The sequence below is a fragment of the Stenotrophomonas sp. MYb238 genome (genome assembly GCF_009496535.1).
In the GTDB taxonomy this organism is placed as follows: Bacteria; Pseudomonadota; Gammaproteobacteria; order Xanthomonadales; family Xanthomonadaceae; genus Stenotrophomonas.
The window spans coordinates 148,253-170,150 of record NZ_WIDL01000006.1 but is presented as its reverse complement, the minus strand read 5'-3'; the positions used below and the strand labels follow the sequence as shown (position 1 = coordinate 170,150).

Genomic DNA, 21,898 nt, shown 5'->3' with positions numbered 1-21,898 from the left:
ACGACATTGATGAATGAGAGCTTGCCGGGGTGATTGGGCGGGGCTACCATCGAAGCCGTTTTCCGCGGTACGGACGCGGTTGCGACATGATCGAGATGCTTCGGCTGGTTTCCGACGGCTCACGTGCGCAGCTGGTGCTGCACCCACCACGGGCGCTCAGCGCCCGGCAGTTCGTCCTGTTGTTCGTTGCGTTGGCAGGGTTGATGGTGTTCTCGGCGGGCCTGGGCTGGCTGTCTGGAAACGTTTTCGCCCCCGTCTTCGCGGTATTGCATTGCTTCCTGGTGGGAGCGGCCCTGCGCGCGTCATGGCGCGGCGGCGAACGCCGGGAAGAGATCCGGGTTGGACCGGACTGCGTGGAGGTGATCCCCGCGGCCGGGTGTCCGCCGGTCTTCCGCGCCCATCCTTACTGGGTGCGCGTGGTGGCCGAGGAAGAACGGGTCGTGCTGGTCTCCAGCGGGAAGCGGGTCGAAGTGGGGAGTCTCCTCGCGCCCGCCGAACGCAGGGAACTGGCGGCGACGCTGGAAGGCTTGCTCGCGGCCAACGACGGCCGCAACCGATGACGTCAAGGGTCTAGGCAATGAAGCAAAGCAACAAGTGGGGAATGTGGTGCAGGAACGGCCTCGGGCTGGCGGCGATGGCGCTGGCGGCACCGATGGCATGGGCGCAGGCGGGTGATCCGCAGCGCTGGCAGCTGAACATGGGCAAGGGCGTCACCCATACCGCGCGCATGGCGTGGGACGCGCACATGGTGGCGCTGGTGGTGTGCACGGTCATCGGCGTGCTGGTGTTCGGCGCGATGGCCTACGCCATCTTCAAGTTCCGCAAGTCCAAGGGCGCGGTGGCGGCGCAGTTCTCGCACAACACCAAGGCCGAGATCATCTGGACCGTCATCCCGATCATCATCCTGGTGGTGATGGCGTGGCCGGCCACGGCCAAGCTGATCGCCATGTACGACACCCGCGATTCCGAGATGACGGTGAAGATCACCGGCTATCAGTGGATGTGGAAGTACGAGTACCTGGGCGAGAACGTGGCGTTCACCAGCCGCCTGGACCGCAAGTCCGACCAGGTGCGGCAGAGCGGCGCGGTGCCGACCATGGCCTCCGACCCGCATTACCTGCTCGACGTGGACAACCCGCTGGTGCTGCCGGTCGATACCAAGGTGCGCTTCGTCATCACCTCCGACGACGTGGTCCACGCCTGGTGGGTGCCGGCGCTGGGCTGGAAGCAGGACGCGGTGCCGGGCTTCATCAACGAGCGCTGGACCAACATCGAGCAGGAAGGCGTGTACCGCGGACAGTGCGCCGAACTGTGCGGCAAGGACCACGGCTTCATGCCGATCGTGGTCAAGGCCGTGTCCAAGGAAGAATTCAAGACGTGGCTGGCCTCGCGCAAGCCCGCGGCCGAACCCGCGCCTGCCGCCGAGCCCGCCATCGACGCCCCGCAGCCGGAGGCCGCGCCCGCCGCGGAACCGGCGCCCGCGGCGGCCGGCGCCTGATACCGCTGCGCGCCGGCCCGCGCCGGCGCGACGCCTGGAAACTGGATAACGAGGTATAGCTGCAATGGCGAACTCCGCAGTGGGCCACTCCGACCATCACGGCCACCAGCAAGGCTTCTTCGAGCGTTGGTTCTTCTCCACCAACCACAAGGACATCGGGACGCTGTACCTGCTCTTCAGCTTCCTGATGTTCATCATCGGCGCCTTCATGTCGGTGCTGATCCGCTGGGAGCTGATGGAGCCCGGGCTTCAGCACATGAAGCCGGAATTCTTCAACCAGATGACCACCGTGCATGCGCTGGTGATGATCTTCGGCGGCGTGATGCCGGCCTTCGTCGGCCTGGCTAACTGGATGATCCCGCTGCAGATCGGCGCGCCGGACATGGCGCTGCCGCGCATGAACAACTGGTCGTTCTGGCTGCTGCCGGTGGCCTTCACCCTGCTGCTGCTGACCCTGTTCCTGCCCGGCGGCGCGCCCGCCGGCGGCTGGACCATGTACCCGCCGCTGTCGCTGCAGGGCGGCTACAACGTCGCCTTCAGCGTGTTCGCCATCCACGTGGCCGGCATCAGCTCGATCATGGGCGCGATCAACATCATCGCCACCGTGCTCAACATGCGCGCGCCGGGCATCGACCTGCTGAAGATGCCGATCTTCTGCTGGACCTGGCTGATCACCGCCTTCCTGCTGATCGCGGTGATGCCGGTGCTGGCCGGCGCGGTGACCATGCTGCTGACCGACAAGTTCTTCGGCACCAGCTTCTTCAACGCCGCCGGCGGCGGCGACCCGGTGATGTACCAGCACATCTTCTGGTTCTTCGGGCATCCGGAGGTCTACATCATGATCCTGCCGGCGTTCGGCGTGATCAGCGAGATCATCCCCACCTTCAGCCGCAAGCCGCTGTTCGGCTACCAGGCGATGGTCTACGCCACCGCGGCCATCGCGTTCCTGTCGTTCATCGTGTGGGCGCACCACATGTTCACGGTGGGCATGCCGCTGGGCGGCGAGATCTACTTCATGTTCGCCACCATGCTGATCTCGATCCCGACCGGCGTGAAGGTGTTCAACTGGGTCAGCACGATGTGGAAGGGCGCACTGACCTTCGAGACCCCGATGCTGTTCTCGATCGCCTTCGTGGTGCTGTTCAGCATCGGCGGCTTCTCCGGCCTGATGCTGGCCATCGTGCCGGCCGACTTTCAGTACCACGACACCTACTTCGTGGTCGCGCACTTCCACTACGTGCTGGTCACCGGCGCGGTGCTGGCGCTGATCGCCGCGGTCTACTACTGGTGGCCGAAGTGGACCGGCCGCATGTACAACGAGTTCTGGGGCAAGGTGCATTTCTGGTGGACGATGGTGTTCGTCAACCTGCTGTTCTTCCCGCAGCACTTCCTCGGCCTGGCCGGCATGCCGCGCCGCATCCCCGACTACAACCCGGTGTTCGCCGACTGGAACCTGGTCAGCTCGATCGGCGCGTTCGGCATGTTCGTCACCCCGTTCCTGATGGCCGGCATCCTGCTGTCGTCGCTGCGCAGCGGCAAGCGCGCCGAAGCGCGTGCGTGGGAAAGCGCCAAGGGCCTGGAGTGGACCGTGCCGTCGCCGGCACCGGCGCATACCTTCACCGTGCCGCCGGTGATCCAGCCGGGCGACCTGGCCCATGACGACGTCACCCACTGAGGCGCACGTCGATGAGCCGTCCCGACTGGCAACCCGATGAACTGGCCCTGCGCCGCCGCCGCTCGCGGCGCACGGCGCTGGTGGTGGGCGTGATCGCAGTGGCGATCTACGCCGGCTTCATCCTGTCCGGGGTGCTGGCGCATTGACCACGCCCGCGCCCCGGCCCGAACGCAATGCCGGCATCGTCCGGCTGCTCGGCGTGGCGCTGGGCGTGTTCGTGCTGACCTTCTCGCTGGTGCCGCTGTACCGCATCGCCTGCGAGAAGGTGTTCGGCGTACGTCTTGAGCGCGGCGCCAGCCAGGCGGCCGCCACCGGGGCGGCGAACGACAGGCGCGTGGTGCGGGTCGAGTTCGACGGCGGCGTCAATTCCAAGCTGCCGTGGGCCTTCCATCCGGAAAAGCTGACGATGGACGTGGTGCCGGGCGAGTTGAACGAAGCGCTGTACTTCGCCCGCAACGACAGCGAGCACGCGCTGGTCGGCAGCGCGGTGCCGTCGGTGGCGCCGGCGCGCGCCTCCGGCTATTTCAACAAGACCGAGTGTTTCTGCTTCACCGCGCAGACCCTGCAGGCCGGGGAGCAGCGCGAGATGCCGGTGCGTTTCATCGTCGATCCGGACCTGCCCGCAGACGTCCGTACGATCACCCTGTCCTATACCTTCTACAAGAACGACGCGCTGACGGCGCAGCTGGCACCGGCCTCGGCCGGCGGCTCGTCGCACGCGGCCCCCTGACCACGGATCCGGAAGCAAGCCATGGCCCACAACACGCCTGATGCCAACGTCTACTTCGTGCCGAGCCAGAGTCGCTGGCCCTTCGTCGGCTCGATCTCCATGCTGGTGCTGATGGTCGGAGTGGCCAGCTGGCTCAACGACGCCAGCTGGGGCCGCTGGACCTTCTTCATCGGCCTGGCGATGCTGGTGTTCACCCTGTTCCTGTGGTTCGGCGACGTGATCCGCGAGTCGGTCGGCGGCAACTACAACCGCCAGGTCGATGGCTCGTTCCGCATGGGCATGGTCTGGTTCATCTTCTCGGAAGTGATGTTCTTCGGCGCCTTCTTCGGCGCGCTGTTCTACACCCGCGTCTACGGCCTGGCCTGGCTGGGTGGCGAAGGCCACGGGGTGGCGACCAACGAGATCCTGTGGGACGGCTATTCGGCCGCATGGCCGACCAACGGCCCGGGCGGCATCGGCGGCATGTTCCAGACCATCCCGGCATGGGGCCTGCCGCTGGTCAATACGCTGATCCTGCTGACCTCCGGCGCGACCCTGACCATCGCCCACCACGCGCTCAAGGCCGGCAACCGCAGGCAGCTGCTGATCTGGCTGGGCGCCACGGTACTGCTGGGCTGCGTGTTCCTGTTCTTCCAGGCCGAGGAATACATGCACGCCTATGGCGAGCTCAACCTCACCCTGGGTTCGGGCATCTACGGTTCCACCTTCTTCATGCTCACCGGCTTCCACGGCGCGCACGTGCTGCTGGGCACGATCATGCTGATCGTGATGTGGCTGCGTTCGGCCAAGGGCCACTTCACCCGCGACAACCACTTCGGCTTCGAGGCCGCGGCGTGGTACTGGCATTTCGTCGACGTGGTGTGGCTGATGCTGTTCCTGTTCGTCTACGTGCTGTAAGCGACGGGAAAGACGCAGGGAGCGGAGCATCGGGATCGCATCCCGGTACCCCGCTCCCTCATTGTTTCGCGGACACCTGCCGGACCTTCAGCCGCCTACGCCGTGCGGCTTGATCCAGCCGCTGTAGATGCCCAGGACGACCAGCAGGATCAGCACCACCGACAGCACGATGCGCCGGGTCAGCGCATTGACCGTGCGCTTGGTCTGGCCACGATCGATCATCAGGTAGTACAGCCCGGCGCCAAGATTCCAGACGATGACGATCAGGAACGCGATCACCAGCAGTGTCTTCAACGAATCATTCATGCACGGCTCGAGGAGTGGGAAGGCGGTGCTATCTGACCTGCTCGCGGCGCAGTTGTCATGACGCGACAGCACACGGGTCTGTTCGGCTGGCTGCTGGCGCTGGTGGTCGCCGCCGCGTTCAGCGCGCTGGGCGTCTGGCAATTGCAGCGCATGCACGAGAAGCAGGCGCTGCTGGCGCAGGTGCCGCCGGACCGCAGCGAGGCGATGGCCCTGGCGCAGGCGCTGCGCGTGCCGGAAACGCTGCACTGGGTGCATGACCGGCTGGAGTTCATTTCCGCCACGGTGCTGCTGGACAACCAGCTGCGCGACGGCCGCGCCGGCGTGAAGGTGTACCAGGCCGCGCGCGCGGACGGTGGCGCGGTGCTGGTCGATCTGGGCTGGCTGCCGTTGCCGGCCGATCGCCGGCTGCCGCGCATCGCGCCGCTGCAGGGCCGCATCGAGGTGCAGGGACTGTGGGCGCCGCCGCCGTCGTCCGGCCTTGCGCTGGGGTCGGCGCTGGTGGAGACACCGCAGCCGCAGGTGTGGCTGGCCACGCGCCTGGACTTCCCCGCCATCGCCGCACGCCTCGGGCTTCCGGCCAACGCGCTGGCAGGGCACGTGCTGCGGCTGGATCCGGCCTCGCCGCTGGGCTACACCCGCGACCTGGACCTGCTGCCCAATACGCTGCCGCCCTCGCGCCATCTCGGCTATGCGGTGCAATGGTTCGCCATGGCGCTGGCGGTACTGGCGATCGCCGCCGTACTGCACTGGCGCCGCCGCCGCGGGCGCTGAACGCAAAGCCATGGGAAAATGCCGTACATGAATGCCCTGACTCCGGAACAACTCGTCATCCGCAAGCGCGGCCGCCGCGTGCTGCTGCTCATCTTCGCGATGTTCTTCGGGTCGATGGCGCTGGCCGGCATCCTGCGCTTTTCCGGCTGGATGCCGCAGGTGAACCGCAACCACGGCCAGCTGTTCGAGCCGCCGGTGGACCTGCGCCAGGAACGCCTGCACCTGGCCAACGGCAGCGCCTACGCGTGGAATCCGGGCGCCCGCCACTGGCGCATCGTGCTGGCGCCGCCGGCCGCCTGCGCGCCGGCCTGCGTCACTTTGTCGCAGCAGCTGGACACGGTGTGGCAGCTGTTCGGCCATAACGCGGATAATGTCGAGATACTGTGGCTGGGCACGCCGCCGGAACAGGTGGCGGCCTCGCCGGCGCTGAAGGTGCTGCAGCCCTCGCCGGCGGTCCGCGCGAAGCTGCCGGGGGTGGACGACCCTTCCGGCATCCCGGTGTACGTGATCGATCCCAACGGCTTCGTGGTACTGCGCTATGCGCCCGGCTTCGACCCGGGCGGCCTGCGCACCGACCTTTCCAGGCTGTTGAAACTGAAGTGAGTTCCATCCGATGAATGCCCCCGCGCGCCCGGCGCTGCACCGCAATTTCCACCGCCTGGCGTGGTTCGCGCTGATCATGACCGCGAGCACGATCATGTTCGGCTCGTTCGTGCGGCTGTCCGATGCCGGGCTGAGCTGTCCCGACTGGCCGACCTGCTACGGCCGCGTCACCTGGCCGCAGACGCAGGTGGAAGCCGCGCAGCACGTGGCCAGCGAGATCCGCCCGCTGGAAAGCCACAAGGCCTGGCGCGAGCAGGTGCACCGCTTCCTGGCCGGCCTGCTGGGCGTGGAGATCCTGACCCTGGCGCTGCTGGCCGCGCGCCGCCGCAGGTGGGGCGTGGCGCAGGTGGTCACCGCCTCGGTACTGGTGGCGCTGGCCATTCCCCTGTACATGCGCGGCGAACACGTCGCCTCCAGCGTGCTGGCCATCGGCGGCGAGGCGATCCTGCTGCTGGCCGCGCTGCGCTGGTCCAACATCGACCTGTCGCGCGCGGCGGTGCTGACCCTGGCGGTGGTGATCTTCCAGGCACTGCTGGGCATGTGGACGGTGACCTGGCTGCTCAAGCCCATCGTGGTGATGGGCCACCTGCTCGGCGGCATGCTGATGTTCGGCCTGCTGGTGTGGATGGCGTGGAAGGCCACGCACCTGCCGATCACCCTGGCGCAGGCGCCGCGCCTGCGCTGGTGGCTGCGCGCCGGGCTGGCACTGCTGGTGCTGCAGATCGCGCTGGGCGGCTGGGTCAGCGCCAACTACGCCGCGTTGGCCTGCGGCGGCGGCAGCGCCTCGCTGGACAACTTCCCGCGCTGCGTCAGCCAGTGGTGGCCGCCGCAGAACTATGCCGAGGGCTTCACCCTGTGGCGCGGCATCGGCGTGGACTACGAAGGCGGCGTGCTCGACGGCGCCTCGCGCATCGCCATCCAGATGGCACACCGGATGATGGCCGTGGTCGTGGCGCTGTACCTGCTGGTGCTGTCGGCGCGCCTGTTCCGGCTGCCGGGCATGCGCGGCTGGGCCAGCGCGCTGGGCCTGCTGGTGCTGCTGCAGGCCACCCTGGGCGTGCTCAACGTCAAGCTCGCGCTGCCGCTGGCGGTGGCGGTGATGCACAACGGCGGCGCCGTGCTGCTGCTGTTCGTGCTGGTCTCGCTGCTGGCGCGGCTGCGTGCCCCGGAGTGAGCCGATGAGTACGACGTTGCGCGATTACTGGGACCTGACCAAGCCCAAGGTGGTGGCCCTGATCGTGTTCACCGCGCTGGTGGGCATGTTCCTGGCGATTCCCGGCTGGCCGACTGCCGCGCAGGCGACGACCGGCGCGCTGGGTTTCATCGGCATCTGGTTGGCGGCGGCGGCGGCGGCGGCGATCAACCAGCTGCTGGACGCGCGCATCGACGCCAACATGGCGCGCACCTCGTGGCGCCCGCTGGTGGTCGGCAAGGTGTCCTCGCGCCAGGTGCTGGTATTCGCCGCCGCGCTCGCCGCGCTGTCGATGACCATCCTGGTGCTGTGGGTGAACGTGATCACCGCGGTGCTGACCTTCGCCTCGCTGATCGGCTACGCGGTGGTCTATACCGTGTACCTCAAGCACGCGACCTCGCAGAACATCGTCATCGGCGGCCTGGCCGGCGCCACGCCGCCGCTGCTGGGCTGGGCCGCGATCACCGGCATGCAGGGCGCGTCGGACTGGGCCTATGCCTCGCTGCTGGTGCTGATCATCTTCGTATGGACGCCGCCGCACTTCTGGGCGCTGGCGATCTTCCGCCGCGCCGACTATGCCAAGGCCGCGGTTCCGATGCTGCCGGTCACCCACGGCGTGCCGCATACGCGCCGGCAGATCCTGTTCTATTCGGTGGTGCTGGTGGTGGTGACGCTGCTGCCGGTGGCGCTGGGCATGAGCGGCGTGTTCTACCTCGGTGGCGCCACCGTGCTGAACCTGGTGTTCCTGTGGTACGCGTGGAAGATGCAGGACCCGCCGGACGAGATGTTCAACATGCGGATGTTCGGCTACTCGGTGGTCTACCTGATGGCGCTGTTCGCCTTCCTGCTGGTGGACCACTGGCTGCTGCCCTGGCTTTGAGGGCGGGCCTGCGCCCCAGGTGCGGGGCTCGTCCCGCACCAAGCCTCACCGGGAACGCCTGCGGCCCGTAGGAGCGCACCTTGGTGCGCGAAGGCTTTCCCGGCCAGGCCACATCGCGCACCAAGGTGCGCTCCTACCGCTTTGCCGTCCGCGCATAACGCTGCGCCACCACCGCGCAGACGATCAGCTGGATCTGGTGGTAGATCATGATCGGCAGCACGATCGCGCCGAGGCTGCCGCCGGCGAACAGCACCTTGGCGATCGGCACGCCGGTGGCCAGGCTCTTCTTCGAGCCGCAGAACACGATGGGGATCTCGTCCTCGCGGCTGAAGCCCAGGCGCCGCGCCAGCCAGGTGATGCCGGGCATGGCGATGGCCAGCAGCACCACGGCCACCAGCGCGGCGGCCAGCAGCGAGCCGACCGGCGTCTTGCGCCACAGGCCTTCGACCACCGATTCGCCGAACGCGCCGTAGACCACCAGCAGTACCGTGCCCTGGTCGGTATAGCGCAACAGCGCGCGCTGCCGTTCCACCCAGCGCGCGATCCACGGCCGCAGCAGGTGGCCGGCGACGAAGGGCACCAGCAGCTGCAGCATGATCGCGCCGACCGCGTGCAGCGGATCGGCCATGCCGCCCTGGCTGCCGGCCAGCAGGCCCATCAGCAGCGGGGTCAGGAACACGCCGAGCATGCTCGACAGCGCGGCCGCGCACACCGCCGCGGGAATGTTGCCGCCGGCCATCGAGGTGAAGGCGATGGACGACTGCACCGTGGACGGCAGCGCGCACAGGAACAGCACGCCGATGTAGAGATCGGGCGTGAGCGCCCAGCCGGCGAGCGGCTTCAACGCCAGGCCCAGCAGCGGGAACAGCACGAAGGTGCAGGCCAGGATGGCCAGGTGCAGGCGCCAGTGCAGCAGGCCGGCGACGATGGATTCGCGCGGCAGGCGCGCGCCGTGCAGGAAGAACAGCGCGGCGATGGCCAGGTCGGTGAAGCGGTCCAGGCCGCGCGCGGCGCCGCCGGTCATCGGCAGCACGGTGGCCAGGGCCACGGTGGCGAGCAGGGCGAGGGTGAAGTTGTCCGGTCGCAGGCGCGACCACCAGCGGGTCATCGGCGGGGGTGTCCTTGTGGCGGGAGGCAGCGTCAGGGCCTGGAGGGAGTTTCCAGCGCCGCGCGCACGGCCGGCTCCAGCGAAGTCAGGCCGGCGTCGTGGCCGAACTGCAGGGCGGCGTCGGGGGATGCGCCGCGCACGCGCGCCTGCGCCAGCGCCAGCAGCGCGCCGGCGCGGTTGCCCGAGGCGCAGTGCAGCAGCGTGGTGCCGCTGTCCTGCCTGAGCAGGCGGTCGAGCGTGCGCGCGTTGGCCTCGCTGATGCCGGTGGCGCCATCGATCGGCAGGCGCACGTAGCGCAGGCCCAGTTGCTCGGCCGCGGCGGCCTCGTCGTAGCCGCGGTCTTCCTGCGGCATGCGCAGGTCGATCACGGTGGTGACGCCGGCCTGCGCGGCATCGCGCAGCTGCTGCGCGCTGGGCTGGCCGCCGGTGAACAGGCGCTCGCCCGGTTGGCGAAGTTCGGCGCTGAAAGCGGTATTGGCGGCCAGGGCCAACAGCAGGGCAAGGGGATGGCTGAGCTTCATGGGCTTCTCCAGTGGAAATCGCGCGCGGGCGGTGCCGGTCGAGCGGGTTGCATGTATTACGGAACCAGCCCGGCCTCGCGCATGACGCGTTGTTCGTCGTCATGCGAAATCCAGAAAGCAGCTTTCGGCCCGCTGCCCGGATCATGCAGGAAGTAGGTGATGAAAAACCTGAAATCGAGCGGATGGCCGGGTTGCTTCTCGAACGTCATCTGCCAGTGCACCTTGGCCATCGTGTAGTGCCCGTCGAGTGGCGTGGCCGCCACGTGCAGGATCCTGGCGCGCTTGAAGCCGATCTGCTGGAAGAATGCCTTGCGACGGATGAAGGCGTCCCGCAGCGTCTGGTCGTTGCGGCCGCATGAGACGCCGCCCGGGTCGCCGGCCATGAACTCGGCGGTATAGAGCGAAGCCATCAACTCCGGATCGAAGGAGTTGGCGCCTTCCTCGTAACGGGCGAAGAAGTCATCGATCCTGGTCACTGCAACCTCCCGATCCTGCATCAGCGCATGGTCGCGCGCGTCTTGAGCAGTTCGCGTAGCTCGTATTTGTCGGTCTCGTCCAGGCCCTGCTGGCGCTGCTTGGCCTGCAGTTCGTCCAGGCGCTGCTGCAGCAGCTGCTTCTCCAGCTGCACGACGGCGTCGTGCAGCTCCTGGGCCCAGCTGGCCTCGTCGCCGGGCAGGGCGACGGCCGCCAGGCGATGCAGCGCGGCCTGTTCCTCGCGGCCGTCGAAGTGCTCCAGCAGCGCGCCGGTACTGATGTCCGGGCGCTGCTGCACCAGTTCCAGCAGCTCCAGCAGCAGCTCGATGCCGGGTAGGCGCAGGCCGGCGACGGCGTGGTGGCCTTCCAGGCTCAGCGCCAGCGAAGGCTGCTGCAGCAGGATGGCGATGGCCGCGCGCACCAGGCTGCGCTTCTGCACCGGTGCGACCGGCGCGCGGCGCGCGGGCGCGGCGGCCTGCGTGTTGCCGCCGGGCGCGCGGCCCACGCCGGTCAGGCGCTGCAGTTCCTGTTTCATCAGGTCGCCGAAGGCGCCATCGGGGATCTGCGCCAGCATCGGTTTGGCGCGTTCGGCCAGGCGCGCCTTGCCGTCGAGCGTGCCCAGGTTGATCTCGCGGGTGAGCTCGTCGAAGAAGAACTGCGACAGCGGCGTGGCCTGCTTTAGGCGCGTATCGAAGGCCTCGGCGCCTTCCTTGCGCACGATGGTGTCCGGGTCCTCGCCGTCGGGCAGGAACAGGAAGAAGGCCTGGCGCCCATCCTTCATGCGCGGCAGCACCGATTCCAGCGCGCGCCAGCCGGCCTTGCGTCCGGCGTTGTCGCCGTCGAAGCAGAAATACACGTCCGGCGCGTTGCGGAACAGCAGCTCGGCGTGGTCGGGCGTGGTCGCCGTGCCCAGCGTCGCCACCGCCTGGGTGACGCCGAACTGGAACAGGCTGACCACGTCCATGTAGCCCTCGACCACGACCAGCCGCTCGATCTTCTGGTTGGCCTGGCGCACCTGCCACAGGCCGTACAGTTCGCGGCCCTTGTGGAACAGCGCGGTCTCGGGGGAGTTGAGGTACTTGGGGCCGTCGTCCTTCTGCATGACCCGGCCGCCAAAGGCGATGACGCGGCCGCGGCGATCGAAGATCGGGAACATCACCCGGTCGCGGAACTTGTCGTAGACGTGGCCGCGGTCGTTCTTGGAGAACAGGCCGACGCGCTCGAGCAGTTTCATGCGCCGCTCGTCCTTGCCCAGCGCGTCCTTCAGCGCGCTGTAGCCATCCGGCGCGTAGCCGATGGAGAAACGCGCGCGGGTGTCGGCATCGACGCCGCGACCATCGAGATAGGCCAGCGCTTTGTCGCTGCCTTCCAGCTGCTTCTGGAAGAAGCGGGTGGCGGCGTCGAGCGCGGAGTACTGGTCGCGGCTGTCGTCCTGCTGCTGCGGGCTGCGCGGGTTGGTCTCGCGCGGCACCTCCATGCCGGCGCGCTTGGCCAGTTCCTCCACCGCGTCGAGGAACTCGAGGCGGTCGTAGTTCATCAGGAAACTGATCGCCGTGCCGTGCGCGCCGCAGCCGAAGCAGTGGTAGAACTGCTTGGTCGGCGAGACGGTGAACGAAGCCGAACGCTCGTCGTGGAACGGGCAGCGCGCCGCGTATTCCTTGCCCTGACGCTTGAGCGGCACGCGCGAGCCGACCACTTCGACGATGTCGGAGCGGGCGAGCAGGTCGTCGATGAACGCGTCGGGGATTCGGGCCATGCGGGAAAATGGAGCACCGCCGGCAGCGGTACATGGCGAAGGTGTGCGGCAAGTGTACTAGAGGCTCGGCACCGGAACCGAGGGCGCGGTTCCCGCGGGCGTCGTCAGGCGATTTCTGGCGCCCGCGGCGGATGCGCGCGCTCGTCGATGACCGCGGTGACCAGGGCGCCGGCAAAGAACACCACGCTGGCGTAGTAGACCCAGACCAGCATGATCACCAGCGTGCCCATCGAGCCGTAGGCGCTGCCGGGCGCGGCGTTGGCGATGTACAGGCCGATGCCGTAGCGGCCCAGGGTGAACAGCACCGCGGTGATGGCGCCGCCGCCGAAAGCCTGGGGCCAGGCGACCGGGCGGTCGGGCAGGTAGTGGTAGAGGAAGGCGAAGCCCAGCGCGTAGAGCACCAGCGTGGACACGTAGCCCACCGCCGGCAGCAGCGAGGGCAGGTGCGCGAACACTACCTGCAGGGCGGTGGTGGCGACCATCGACACGATCAGCAGGAAGCCCAGCGCCAGCACCACGCCGGCGGAGAAGATGCGCTTCTTCAGCCAGCCGAGCACGCCGTCGAAACGCTGCAGGTCGGCGCGGAAGATCCGGTTCAGCGCGCCCTGCAGCTGGGCGAACACCACGGTGGCGCCGACGAACAGCAGCAACAGGCTCCAGACGCCGGCCAGCGAGCCCAGGTCGGGCCGTGCGCTGGCGTTGGCGATCACCGTGTCGGCGACTTCCGCCACGCTGCTGCCGGCCAGGTCGCCGATCTGGCCGACCAGCGCCTGCTGCGCGGGTGGGTACAGCGAGGCGGTCAGCCACAGCAGCAGCACCAGCAGCGGTGCCAGCGAGAGCAGGGTGTAGAACGCCAGCGAGGCCGCCTGGGTCATCACGTCCGCTTCGGTGAAGCGGCGGACCAGGGCGGCCGGCAGGCTCTGCTGCAACCGCTCGAGGCGGTGTTTCATTTCCGGTGACAGGGGCGCCATGGCGTGCAGGATCGCACGCCGTCCGGAAGAAGGCCGTGATGGACGCGCCGCTGCCGGCTCGCGATGGCGACCGGCAGCAGCGGTGGCGGACTCAGCCGGCCAGGGCCTGCTTGACCAGCTTCGACACCAGGCCCATATCCGCCTGGCCGGCCAGCAGCGGCTTGAGCACGCCCATCAGCTTGCCCATGTCGGCCGCGCCGCTGGCGCCGGTCTGGGCGATGGCGGTGTTGATCGCGGCCAGGATCTCGGCCTCGCCCATCTTGGCCGGCAGGTAGCGCTCGATCACCACGATCTCCTCGCGCTCGATCCTGGCCAGGTCCTCGCGGTTGGCCGCCTCGTACTGGCTCACCGAGTCCTTGCGCTGCTTGACCATCTTGTCCAGCACGCCGATCACGGCGGCATCGTCCAGCTCGATGCGCTCGTCCACTTCCTTCTGCTTGATCGCCGCGTTGATCAGGCGGATCACGCCCAGGGAGTGCTTGTCGCCGCCCTTCATGGCGGCCTTCATGTCGTCGGTCAGTTGCTGTTTCAGGCTCATGGATCACCTCTTGCGGGATCGGGATGGGGGCGCACGTGGCGCGGGAACGCAAAAAGCCGGCTACGCTCGCGCGTGCCGGCTCTCACTCCCGTCGCGGAAGGCCGAAGCCCCCGCTCAGGAGTCGCGTCCGATCAGTACAGGCGCTGACGCTTGGTGACGTCGCGCGAGGAACGACGCAGCTGGCGCTTCACGGCAGCAGCGGCCTTGCGCTTGCGTTCCTGGGTCGGCTTTTCGTAGAACTCGCGCTTGCGGGTCTCGGCCAGCACGCCGGCCTTTTCGCAGGTGCGCTTGAAGCGGCGGAGCGCAAACTCGAAAGGTTCGTTCTCGCGGACTTTGACGCTGGGCATGGAATCTCCGGGACACAGTGAGACCGGGTCACGCCCGGTGAGCCGCGCATTATATCCGCTTTGAATCCGGGCGCAAGTGGGCGGGCAGACCGGGCCGCCCTGGAACCGTCGGGCCCCGGCCTCCGGGCAGCCGCTTGGCCGGTGAAGTCACGGCGGGAAGACGGCCGCGATGCCAGCGCAGGGAGCCTGGCGGCAGGGCGCCAGAATGGGGCTGCGGTCGCCGCCCCGGTTCGTAAACGCGCGCCCGGAGGTTCACAATGACGGCATGAAAGTCCTTGGTATCGAATCCTCCTGCGACGAGACCGGCGTGGCGGTGTACGACACCGCGCTGTCGGGGGTCGACGCCCTGCGCGCCCATGCGGTCTACAGCCAGATCGCGCTGCATGCCGAATACGGCGGCGTGGTGCCGGAACTGGCCAGCCGCGACCACGTGCGCAAGACCCTGCCGCTGATCCGGCAGACCTTGGACGAGGCCGGCATCGCCGTGTCCGAGATCGACGGGGTGGCCTATACCGCCGGCCCCGGGCTGGTCGGCGCGCTGCTGGTCGGTGCCGGGGTGGCGCGTTCGCTGGCCTGGGCGCTGGACGTGCCGGCCATCGGCGTGCACCACATGGAAGGCCACCTGCTGGCGCCGTTGATGGAGGACGACCCCCCGCAGCCGCCGTTCGTGGCCCTGCTGGTTTCCGGCGGGCACACCCAACTGATCGCGGTGGATGCGATCGGCAGCTATCGCCTGCTCGGCGAAACGCTGGACGACGCCGCCGGCGAGGCTTTCGACAAAACCGCCAAGCTGATGGGCCTGCCGTACCCGGGTGGTCCGCAGCTTGCCAGGTTGGCCGAGATCGGCGCGCCGGGGCGCTTCCGGTTCGCCCGGCCGATGACCGACCGGCCCGGGCTGGACTTCAGTTTTTCCGGGCTGAAAACCCAGGTGCTGCTGGCCTGGCGCGACAGCGACCAGAGCGAGCAGACGCGCGCCGACATCGCCCGCGGCTTCGAGGACGCGGTGGTCGATACGCTGGCGATCAAGTGCGAACGCGCGCTGGAGGCGGCCGGTTGCGACGTGCTGGTAGTGGCCGGCGGCGTCGGCGCCAACAAGCGCCTGCGGGCGAAATTGCAGGACGCCGCGCAGCGCCGTGGCGGCCGCGTCTGTTTCCCGCGTCCGGCGCTGTGCACCGACAACGGCGCGATGATCGCCTTCGCCGGCGCGCTGCGCCTGCAGGCCGGCCAGCACAGCCCGGCCGAGGTGAAGGTGGTGCCGCGCTGGGACATGGCCACGCTGCCGCCGTTGGCGGCAGGGAACGGGGAACAGGGAACGGGCGCGGCCTGAGCGCGGCGAGCGGGCGATGTTCCCGCGCCGTTCCGGCCTTCGAACCGGTACGTGGGTGCTTCCCGCCGGAATCGCGGCTCTCCGCTTTCCTTGACGCGCCAGCACGTAACATTCCCGGTTCCCCAATCCCGGTTCCCCGCTTCACATATGGACAAGGTATTCATCGAGGGCCTCGAAATCGACGCCCTGATCGGCATCTACGACTGGGAGCGGCGCATCCGCCAGACCCTGGTGTTCGACCTGGAGATGGGGTTCGACAACCGCAGGCCGGCGGCGACCGACGACATCGCCGACACGCTCAACTACAAGGCGGTCAGCAAACGCCTGCAGGAATACGTGCGCGAATCGGATTTCGGCCTGGTGGAAACCCTGGCCGAACGCTGCGCGGCCGTCGTGCTGGATGAATTCGACGTGCGCTGGCTGCGCCTGAAGCTGAGCAAGCCCGGCGCGGTACGCGGCGCGCGCGCGGTGGGCGTGGTGATCGAGCGCGCGCGCGAGGCCTGAGCGCCGCCGGGCCGGTGTGGTCTCGTGGTGTTAACGCCGGTGCACGTATGCTTTTTCGTCGCGCATCGCAGGCGATGCCGGCAGTTGCAGGCGCAGGCGGCCATCGTCCGCGGCGCAGGCCATGACGCAGTGGCGATGCCACTGCCGGCGATGCCGGCACGCGCCGGAACCTGCTGGGGCCGGGCATCGTCGCGGAGCGCGCGAACGGTTTCCCCTCGCAACACAGGAGTAAAAACGGATGGTGGTAGCGGCAGCGGCCGGCTATTGGCTGCAGGAACTGCGCAACACGCTTGAACCCTATCCCTGGGCCTATACCGCCCTCACCCTGACCGGGCTGCTGATCGCCGCCGGCCTGGCCAACTGGATCACCAAGCGCATCCTGCTGCGTGGCCTGCGGCGGCTGCTCAGCCGCCTGCCCGGCGCCGAGACCGGGCGTGGCAGCCACCTGATGCGGGTGATCGCACGGCTGTCCAACGTGGTGCCCAGCCAGGTGATCGCCGCCGGCATCCGGCTGGTGCCGGACCTGCCGCCGGGGCTGGTGGGCTTCGTCGTCGGCGCCTGCCAGGCATGGGCGATCCTGACCGTGGTGCTGGCGATCTCGCATGCGCTGGATGCGGCCAACGACCTGTACGAGCGGCGCCCGGAGGCGCGCAACAAGCCGATCAAGGGCTACCTGCAGGTGGCCAAGATCGTGATCTTCGTGATCGCCGGACTGTCCATCGTCGCCACCCTGGCCGGCGTGGACCTGCGCTACCTGGTCACCGGCCTGGGCGCGGCCACCGCGGTGCTGATGCTGATCTTCCAGGACACGATCCTGTCGCTGGTGGCCAGCGTGCAGATCAGCGGCGATGGCCGCGTGCGCCTCGGCGACTGGATCGAAATGCCCAGCCAGAACGCCGACGGCGACGTGATCGACATCGCCCTGCACACGGTGACGGTGCAGAACTGGGACAAGACCATCACCACCATCCCGACCAAGAAGCTGGTCACCGAGTCGTTCAAGAACTGGCGCGGCATGCAGGAATCGGGCGGGCGGCGCATCAAGCGCTCGATCTTCCTGGACCAGCACAGCGTGCGTTTCCTCGACGCGGCGGCGCTGGCGCGGCTGGAGCGGTTCGGCCTGCTCGACGACTACCTGGCCGGCAAGCGCGCCGAACTGGAGCAGTGGAACGCGCAGGTGGCGCAGATGCACCCGGAGGAGGTCAACGCACGGCGGATGACCAACCTCGGCACCTTCCGCGCCTATGTCGAGCGCTGCCTGCGCAGCCATCCGGGCATCCACCAGGACATGACGCTGATGGTGCGGCAGCTGGCGCCGACGCCGCAGGGCCTGCCGCTGGAGATCTACTGCTTCACCGCCTCGGTCGCCTGGCTGCAGTACGAGGCCACGCAGGCGGATGTGTTCGACCACCTGCTGGCGATCCTGCCCGAGTTCGGCCTGCGCGTGTTCCAGGAATCCAGCGACGCGATGCTGATGGCGACGAGGGCCGAACCGGCGTCCGGCTAGCGGCCCGCGAGGGCGGCGCGGGCTTTCCGGGCTTCACGACGACGGCGCTAGAATCCGCGCTTTGCAAGCGTTTCCATACAAGGACCGCCGGTGGCAGACCGCATCGAATCCCTGATCGCCCGCATGACCCTGGAAGAAAAAGTGGGCCAGCTGGGGGTTTTCGCCGACATGGTCCGCCCGTTCGCGCCGGACGTGAACCCCGAAGCCAATGTGCGCAACGCGGGGCAGGTGCTGGAACAGGTGCGCGCCGGCCGCGTCGGCAGCCTGTTCAATGGCGTCGGCGCCGCGCAGGGCCGGGAAATCCAGCGCGTGGCGGTGGAGGAGAGCCGGCTGGGCATACCGGTGGCGCTGGCCGCCGACGTGATCCACGGCATGCGCACGGTGTTCCCGATCCCGCTGGGCGAGGCCGCCAGCTTCGAGCCGGCGCTGGCGCAACGCACCGCACGCGCCACCGCCGTCGAGGCCACCGCCGCCGGCATCCACTGGACCTACGCACCGGCCGTGGACATCGCCCGCGACCAGCGCTGGGGCCGCGGCGCGGAGTCGGCCGGCGAGGACGTGGTGCTGGGCTGCGCCTTCGCCGCCGCGCGCGTGCGCGGTTTCCAGGGCGGGGACCTGGCCGCCGCCGATTCGCTGCTGGCCACGCCCAAGCATTTCGCCGCCTATGGCGCGGTTGCCGCCGGCATGGAATACGCGCAGGTGGACATCGCGCCGCAGACCCTGCACGACGTGCACCTGCCGCCGTTCCGGGCTGCGCTGGCGGCCGGCGCGCGCGCGCTGATGAGCGCCTTCAACGACATCAACGGCGTGCCGGCCAGCGCCAACCGCTGGCTGCTGACCGACCTGCTGCGCGGGCAGTGGGGCTTCGACGGCGTGGTGGTGTCCGACTACACCGCCGACATGGAGCTGATCGCCCACGGGTACGCCGCCGACGAGGTGGATGCGACCTGCAAGGCGTTCAGCGCCGGACTCGACCTGAGCATGCAGAGCGGTTTCTACGCCGCGCACCTGCCGGCGCTTGTGGAAAGCGGGCAGGTGCCGATGGCGATGCTGGACGCCTCGGTGAGGCGCATCCTGCGCCTGAAGGAAGCCATCGGCCTGTTCGACGATCCCTATCGCTCGCTGGACCCGGCGCGCGAGGCGGACACCTCGCACATCGCCGCGCACGATGCGCTGGCGCGCGACGCGGCGCGGCGCTCGATCGTGCTGCTGAAGAACGAGGACGCGCTGCTGCCGCTGCGCCGGGGCGGGCAGAGGATCGCGCTGATCGGCCCGTTCGCGCAGGACCGCGACAACATCGAAGGCTGCTGGACGCTGTTCGGCGACAAGGCGCGCTACATGACGCTGGAAGCGGGCGTGCGCGCGGCGATGGACGACGAGGCGCTGCTGGAAGTGGTGCCCGGCTGCGCGCTGGAAGACGCCGTGGAGGGCGGTATCGAGGCGGCGGTGGCCGCGGCGCGGCGCGCCGACGTGGCGGTGCTGGCGCTGGGCGAACCGCAGCGCTACAGCGGCGAGGCGCAGTCGCGGGTGGAGATCGTGCTGCCGCCGGCGCAGCAGGCCCTGGCCGAGGCGGTCGCCGCCACCGGCACGCCGGTGGTGGTGCTGCTGCGCAACGGCCGCGCGCTGGCGCTGCACGGCGCGGTGCGCGATGCGCAGGCCATCGCGGTGACCTGGTTCCTCGGCACGCAGACCGGCCATGCCGTAGCCGACGTGCTGTTCGGCGCCTACAGCCCGTCCGGCCGCCTGCCGGTGAGCTTCCCGCGGCATTCCGGGCAGCAGCCGTACTTCTACAACCACCCGCGCACCGGCCGCCCGGAACTGCCGGGGATGTCCGAGTTCAAGGCGCGCTGGCGCGAGATGCCCGATGCGCCGCTGTACGCCTTCGGCCACGGCCTGGGCTACGCCAGCTTCGCCTACGGCGCGCCGCGGTTGAGCGCGCCGCAGCTGGACTGGGACGGCGAACTGGTCGTCACCACCACCGTCGCCAACACCGGCGCGGTGGCTGCCGAGGAAGTGGTGCAGCTGTACGTGCACGACCGCGTCGCCAGCCGCGTGCGCCCGGTGCGCGAGCTCAAGGCGTTCGAGAAGATCCTGCTCGCGCCCGGCGAGGCGAAGGAGGTGGTGTTCCGGCTCGACCGCGGGCAACTGGCCTTCACCAACGCCGATGGCGTATTCACCGCCGAGCCGGGCCTGTTCGACCTGTGGGTCTGCGCTTCGTCGGCGAGCGGCGAGCCGGTCCGGTTCGAGCTGCTGGCGCCCTGAGCCTGCTTTTCCGGCCCGCGACCCCGGCCGGCATGGGATGACGATCGGCATCTTGATGCGCCCGGCGTGCGTACGATGCTGTCGCCGCGCCCGCTGGAGTTTCGCCGATGCCTGCCCCGATGCCCACCTACCTGCCGTGGCTGATGACCGCCGGTTTCGGCTGGCTGTACTACCGCCGCCTCCGCCGCCACTTTGGCTGGCAGCCCTGGCAGCCGCGCCGCACGCTGGTGCGCATCGCGGTCCTGGTGCTGGTGGCGGTGCTGCTTGGGGCGGCGGCGGCCTTCGTGCCGCACGTGGCCGCCGGCATGGCCGTGGGCGCGCTGGCCGGCACCGGGCTGGCCTGGTTCGCGCTGAAGCACACGCGCTTCGATGTGCGCGAAGGCCGGCCTGGCTACACGCCCAATCCGTGGATCGGCGGCGCGTTGTCGGTGCTGCTGGTCGCGCGGCTGGCCTGGCGCTGGCATGACGGCGCCTTCAGCCAGGGCATGGCGCCGGGCGCGGCCAACGCCAGCCCGCTGACCCTGGGCCTGGCTGCCGCCCTGGTCTGCTACGGACTGGTGCAGGCCATCGGCCTGTACCTGCGCATGCGCCAGCCGGCGTAGGAGCGCACTTCAGTGCGCGATGGGGCTCTACCGGGAAGCCCCCATCGCGCAGCGAGCTGCGCTCCTACGGGTGTTACGGGGTGCGCGGGGTCAGCTTGAGCAGCCGCGCACCGCCGCCGTCCTCCAGCAGCCACAACGCGCCGTCCGGGCCCTGCACCACCGCGCGGATGCGCTTGCCCATGTCGAAGCGTTCGGCTTCGCGCGCGCTGTCGCCGTCGAAGGCGATGCGCACCAGCGCCTGCGAGGAGAGGCCGCCGATGAAGGCGTTGCCGCGCCACTGCGGGAACAGCGCGCCGTTGTAGATGGCCAGGCTGGACGGCGAGATCACCGGCGTCCAGCTGACCTTGGGAGCGACGAACTCCGGGCGGGTGTCGTGGTCGGGAATGTCGCGGCCGTCGTAGTGGTCGCCGTTGGAAACCAGCGGATAGCCGTAGTTGCCGCCGCGCTGGATCAGGTTCAGCTCGTCGCCGCCCTTCGGGCCCATCTCGTTTTCCCACAGCCGCCCGCGCGCGTCGAAGGCCAGGCCGAGGACGTTGCGGTGGCCCAGCGACCACACCTGGTCGGCGGGCGAACCCTGCGCGGCGAACGGGTTGTCAGCCGGCAGGCTGCCGTCGTCGTTCAGGCGGATGATCTTGCCGAGGTTGCCCTTCATGTCCTGCGCCGGGTCGAACTTCTGCCGTTCGCTGGAACTGATCCACAGCTTGCCGTCCGGCCCGAACAGCAGCCGGTGCCCGTAGTGGCCGTTGCCGCTCACCTTCGGCGCCTGCCGCCAGATCACCTGCGCATCGACCAGGCGGCCGCCGCCCCCGGCATCGAGCACCAGCTTCGCGCGCGCCACCGCGGCGCCGCGGGTGTCGTTCGCGCCAGGCTCGGCATAGCTGTAATAGACCAGCCCGTTGTGGGCGAAATGCGGATGCACGGCCACATCGCCGAAGCCGCCCTGGCCGCCGTAGGCCACCTTCGGTACCCCGGCGATCTCGTGGCGGCGGCCGCTGGCCGGATCGAAGTGGACCAGCTTGCCGGCCTTCTCGGTGACCAGCAGGCTGCGGTCGGGCAGGAACGCCATCGCCCACGGTTCGTCGAAGCGGGCCACCTCGGTGGCGGCGAACGGCCACTGCGCCGGCTTGACTGCCGCCTCGGCGGCCGGGTCCGCGGCGCAGGCGGTGGTGAACAGGGCGGGCGTCAGGCCAAGGGCCAGACAGAGCAGCAGCGGGCGGGGCATGGCACGTCCTCCTGGTGAATGCGGCAAGGAGCCCACCATAGGCGAAGACGACAAGCGCAGGAAAGACCACCCGCCATCACGCAGGGTAGGAGCGGCTTCAGCCGCGATGGGGCTTTCCCATGGGACTCCCATCCATTGAGCGCGCAGCCCCGGCGCCCAGAGCTGCATGAAAGCCCCATCGCGGCTGAAGCCGCTCCTACGGGTTGG

General features: G+C 69.1%; 23 protein-coding genes and 1 pseudogene. 15 read left to right on the top strand and 9 right to left on the bottom strand.

What is annotated here, in order from left to right; translation table 11 throughout:
- Positions 1–86: 86 nt before the first annotated feature.
- The 6 genes from CQ393_RS06340 (at position 87) to CQ393_RS06320 (ending at position 4,800) form a co-directional block, all read left to right on the top strand.
- On the top strand, positions 87–560 hold the full coding sequence (locus CQ393_RS06340; protein WP_153190709.1) for a DUF2244 domain-containing protein: 474 nt from the start codon (positions 87–89) through the stop codon (positions 558–560).
- A 17-nt stretch (positions 561–577) separates the two neighbouring features.
- Positions 578–1,498 (top strand): cytochrome c oxidase subunit II, encoded by a 921-nt coding sequence (coxB, locus tag CQ393_RS06335; protein ID WP_153190708.1) that lies wholly within the window; start codon positions 578–580, stop codon positions 1,496–1,498.
- 64 nt (positions 1,499–1,562) lie between these two features.
- Entirely contained in the window at positions 1,563–3,173 is a 1,611-nt protein-coding gene (gene ctaD, locus CQ393_RS06330) for a cytochrome c oxidase subunit I (protein ID WP_153190707.1), read from the top strand.
- An 11-nt stretch (positions 3,174–3,184) separates the two neighbouring features.
- A complete protein-coding gene (locus CQ393_RS18355; protein ID WP_265588079.1) occupies positions 3,185–3,319 on the top strand; it encodes a hypothetical protein in 135 nt (44 codons plus the stop codon).
- A complete protein-coding gene (locus tag CQ393_RS06325) occupies positions 3,316–3,903 on the top strand; it encodes a cytochrome c oxidase assembly protein (RefSeq protein ID WP_153190706.1) in 588 nt (195 codons plus the stop codon). The genes CQ393_RS18355 and CQ393_RS06325 overlap by 4 nt, the downstream gene beginning before the upstream one ends.
- Before the next feature lie 21 nt (positions 3,904–3,924).
- Positions 3,925–4,800 (top strand): cytochrome c oxidase subunit 3, encoded by an 876-nt coding sequence (locus CQ393_RS06320; protein WP_153190705.1) that lies wholly within the window; start codon positions 3,925–3,927, stop codon positions 4,798–4,800.
- An 87-nt stretch (positions 4,801–4,887) separates the two neighbouring features.
- Here CQ393_RS06320 and CQ393_RS06315 read toward each other — a convergent pair whose 3' ends face one another.
- Positions 4,888–5,106, bottom strand: a complete 219-nt coding sequence (locus tag CQ393_RS06315) for a twin transmembrane helix small protein (protein WP_153190704.1) — start codon at positions 5,104–5,106, stop codon at positions 4,888–4,890.
- A gap of 57 nt (positions 5,107–5,163) precedes the next feature.
- On the opposite strand from CQ393_RS06315, the gene CQ393_RS06310 reads away from it, so the two are divergent.
- From CQ393_RS06310 to cyoE, 4 genes are read left to right on the top strand one after another with little or no spacing between them, the layout of a single operon-like run.
- A complete protein-coding gene (locus tag CQ393_RS06310) occupies positions 5,164–5,877 on the top strand; it encodes an SURF1 family protein (protein ID WP_153190703.1) in 714 nt (237 codons plus the stop codon).
- Positions 5,878–5,895: 18 nt separating this feature from the next.
- On the top strand, positions 5,896–6,480 hold the full coding sequence (locus tag CQ393_RS06305) for a hypothetical protein (RefSeq protein WP_153190702.1): 585 nt from the start codon (positions 5,896–5,898) through the stop codon (positions 6,478–6,480).
- Positions 6,481–6,490: 10 nt separating this feature from the next.
- Positions 6,491–7,654, top strand: a complete 1,164-nt coding sequence (locus CQ393_RS06300; RefSeq protein ID WP_153190701.1) for a COX15/CtaA family protein — start codon at positions 6,491–6,493, stop codon at positions 7,652–7,654.
- A 4-nt stretch (positions 7,655–7,658) separates the two neighbouring features.
- Positions 7,659–8,552 carry a heme o synthase gene (gene cyoE, locus CQ393_RS06295; RefSeq protein WP_153190700.1) on the top strand — a complete coding sequence of 298 codons (894 nt, stop codon included), beginning with the start codon at positions 7,659–7,661 and terminating at the stop codon, positions 8,550–8,552.
- 133 nt (positions 8,553–8,685) lie between these two features.
- Here cyoE and CQ393_RS06290 read toward each other — a convergent pair whose 3' ends face one another.
- The 7 genes and pseudogenes from CQ393_RS06290 to rpsU all read right to left on the bottom strand — a co-directional run bounded on the left by CQ393_RS06290 (position 8,686) and on the right by rpsU (position 14,267).
- Complete coding sequence (locus CQ393_RS06290; protein ID WP_153190699.1) at positions 8,686–9,660, bottom strand: bile acid:sodium symporter family protein; 975 nt, start codon at positions 9,658–9,660, stop codon at positions 8,686–8,688.
- Positions 9,661–9,692: 32 nt separating this feature from the next.
- Positions 9,693–10,181, bottom strand: a complete 489-nt coding sequence (locus CQ393_RS06285; protein WP_153190698.1) for a sulfur transferase domain-containing protein — start codon at positions 10,179–10,181, stop codon at positions 9,693–9,695.
- Positions 10,182–10,237: 56 nt separating this feature from the next.
- The gene (locus tag CQ393_RS06280) at positions 10,238–10,678 is read right to left on the bottom strand and encodes a hypothetical protein (protein ID WP_153190697.1); all 441 of its coding nucleotides are present in this window, start codon (positions 10,676–10,678) and stop codon (positions 10,238–10,240) included.
- Positions 10,678–12,411, bottom strand: coding sequence for a DNA primase (gene dnaG / locus CQ393_RS06275; RefSeq protein ID WP_153190696.1), 1,734 nt, complete (start codon positions 12,409–12,411; stop codon positions 10,678–10,680). The genes CQ393_RS06280 and dnaG overlap by 1 nt, the downstream gene beginning before the upstream one ends.
- A gap of 137 nt (positions 12,412–12,548) precedes the next feature.
- Positions 12,549–13,382 (bottom strand): annotated as a pseudogene (locus CQ393_RS06270) (YihY/virulence factor BrkB family protein); the annotation flags it as partial.
- Between the two features lie 91 nt (positions 13,383–13,473).
- Positions 13,474–13,920, bottom strand: coding sequence for a GatB/YqeY domain-containing protein (locus tag CQ393_RS06265; RefSeq protein WP_153190694.1), 447 nt, complete (start codon positions 13,918–13,920; stop codon positions 13,474–13,476).
- A gap of 131 nt (positions 13,921–14,051) precedes the next feature.
- Complete coding sequence (gene rpsU, locus CQ393_RS06260) at positions 14,052–14,267, bottom strand: 30S ribosomal protein S21 (RefSeq protein WP_002808376.1); 216 nt, start codon at positions 14,265–14,267, stop codon at positions 14,052–14,054.
- 265 nt (positions 14,268–14,532) lie between these two features.
- On the opposite strand from rpsU, the gene tsaD reads away from it, so the two are divergent.
- The 5 genes from tsaD to CQ393_RS06235 all read left to right on the top strand — a co-directional run bounded on the left by tsaD (position 14,533) and on the right by CQ393_RS06235 (position 20,469).
- The gene (tsaD, locus tag CQ393_RS06255) at positions 14,533–15,594 is read left to right on the top strand and encodes a tRNA (adenosine(37)-N6)-threonylcarbamoyltransferase complex transferase subunit TsaD (protein ID WP_153190693.1); all 1,062 of its coding nucleotides are present in this window, start codon (positions 14,533–14,535) and stop codon (positions 15,592–15,594) included.
- A gap of 147 nt (positions 15,595–15,741) precedes the next feature.
- A complete protein-coding gene (gene folB, locus CQ393_RS06250) occupies positions 15,742–16,098 on the top strand; it encodes a dihydroneopterin aldolase (protein WP_153190692.1) in 357 nt (118 codons plus the stop codon).
- 238 nt (positions 16,099–16,336) lie between these two features.
- Complete coding sequence (locus tag CQ393_RS06245; protein ID WP_153190691.1) at positions 16,337–17,605, top strand: mechanosensitive ion channel domain-containing protein; 1,269 nt, start codon at positions 16,337–16,339, stop codon at positions 17,603–17,605.
- Positions 17,606–17,728: 123 nt separating this feature from the next.
- On the top strand, positions 17,729–19,867 hold the full coding sequence (locus tag CQ393_RS06240) for a glycoside hydrolase family 3 N-terminal domain-containing protein (protein WP_153190728.1): 2,139 nt from the start codon (positions 17,729–17,731) through the stop codon (positions 19,865–19,867).
- Positions 19,868–19,974: 107 nt separating this feature from the next.
- Positions 19,975–20,469 carry a hypothetical protein gene (locus CQ393_RS06235; RefSeq protein WP_153190690.1) on the top strand — a complete coding sequence of 165 codons (495 nt, stop codon included), beginning with the start codon at positions 19,975–19,977 and terminating at the stop codon, positions 20,467–20,469.
- 73 nt (positions 20,470–20,542) lie between these two features.
- On the opposite strand, the gene CQ393_RS06230 is transcribed toward CQ393_RS06235, so the two are convergent.
- Positions 20,543–21,691: a PQQ-dependent sugar dehydrogenase gene (locus CQ393_RS06230; protein WP_153190689.1), complete on the bottom strand. Its 1,149-nt coding sequence runs from the start codon at positions 21,689–21,691 to the stop codon at positions 20,543–20,545.
- Between the last annotated feature and the right edge of the window lie 207 nt (positions 21,692–21,898).

What these genes read in the sequence shown, in the direction of transcription:
- CQ393_RS06340 (WP_153190709.1), top strand. Translation starts at nt 87, where the DNA reads ATGATCGAGATGCTTCGGCTGGTTTCCGACGGCTCACGTGCGCAGCTG.
- coxB (WP_153190708.1), top strand. Translation starts at nt 578, where the DNA reads ATGAAGCAAAGCAACAAGTGGGGAATGTGGTGCAGGAACGGCCTCGGG.
- ctaD (WP_153190707.1), top strand. Translation starts at nt 1,563, where the DNA reads ATGGCGAACTCCGCAGTGGGCCACTCCGACCATCACGGCCACCAGCAA.
- CQ393_RS18355 (WP_265588079.1), top strand. Translation starts at nt 3,185, where the DNA reads ATGAGCCGTCCCGACTGGCAACCCGATGAACTGGCCCTGCGCCGCCGC.
- CQ393_RS06320 (WP_153190705.1), top strand. Translation starts at nt 3,925, where the DNA reads ATGGCCCACAACACGCCTGATGCCAACGTCTACTTCGTGCCGAGCCAG.
- CQ393_RS06315 (WP_153190704.1), bottom strand. Translation starts at nt 5,106, where the DNA reads ATGAATGATTCGTTGAAGACACTGCTGGTGATCGCGTTCCTGATCGTC.
- CQ393_RS06310 (WP_153190703.1), top strand. Translation starts at nt 5,164, where the DNA reads ATGACGCGACAGCACACGGGTCTGTTCGGCTGGCTGCTGGCGCTGGTG.
- CQ393_RS06305 (WP_153190702.1), top strand. Translation starts at nt 5,896, where the DNA reads ATGCCGTACATGAATGCCCTGACTCCGGAACAACTCGTCATCCGCAAG.
- CQ393_RS06300 (WP_153190701.1), top strand. Translation starts at nt 6,491, where the DNA reads ATGAATGCCCCCGCGCGCCCGGCGCTGCACCGCAATTTCCACCGCCTG.
- cyoE (WP_153190700.1), top strand. Translation starts at nt 7,659, where the DNA reads ATGAGTACGACGTTGCGCGATTACTGGGACCTGACCAAGCCCAAGGTG.
- CQ393_RS06290 (WP_153190699.1), bottom strand. Translation starts at nt 9,660, where the DNA reads ATGACCCGCTGGTGGTCGCGCCTGCGACCGGACAACTTCACCCTCGCC.
- CQ393_RS06285 (WP_153190698.1), bottom strand. Translation starts at nt 10,181, where the DNA reads ATGAAGCTCAGCCATCCCCTTGCCCTGCTGTTGGCCCTGGCCGCCAAT.
- CQ393_RS06280 (WP_153190697.1), bottom strand. Translation starts at nt 10,678, where the DNA reads ATGCAGGATCGGGAGGTTGCAGTGACCAGGATCGATGACTTCTTCGCC.
- dnaG (WP_153190696.1), bottom strand. Translation starts at nt 12,411, where the DNA reads ATGGCCCGAATCCCCGACGCGTTCATCGACGACCTGCTCGCCCGCTCC.
- CQ393_RS06265 (WP_153190694.1), bottom strand. Translation starts at nt 13,920, where the DNA reads ATGAGCCTGAAACAGCAACTGACCGACGACATGAAGGCCGCCATGAAG.
- rpsU (WP_002808376.1), bottom strand. Translation starts at nt 14,267, where the DNA reads ATGCCCAGCGTCAAAGTCCGCGAGAACGAACCTTTCGAGTTTGCGCTC.
- tsaD (WP_153190693.1), top strand. Translation starts at nt 14,533, where the DNA reads ATGAAAGTCCTTGGTATCGAATCCTCCTGCGACGAGACCGGCGTGGCG.
- folB (WP_153190692.1), top strand. Translation starts at nt 15,742, where the DNA reads ATGGACAAGGTATTCATCGAGGGCCTCGAAATCGACGCCCTGATCGGC.
- CQ393_RS06245 (WP_153190691.1), top strand. Translation starts at nt 16,337, where the DNA reads ATGGTGGTAGCGGCAGCGGCCGGCTATTGGCTGCAGGAACTGCGCAAC.
- CQ393_RS06240 (WP_153190728.1), top strand. Translation starts at nt 17,729, where the DNA reads ATGACCCTGGAAGAAAAAGTGGGCCAGCTGGGGGTTTTCGCCGACATG.
- CQ393_RS06235 (WP_153190690.1), top strand. Translation starts at nt 19,975, where the DNA reads ATGCCTGCCCCGATGCCCACCTACCTGCCGTGGCTGATGACCGCCGGT.
- CQ393_RS06230 (WP_153190689.1), bottom strand. Translation starts at nt 21,691, where the DNA reads ATGCCCCGCCCGCTGCTGCTCTGTCTGGCCCTTGGCCTGACGCCCGCC.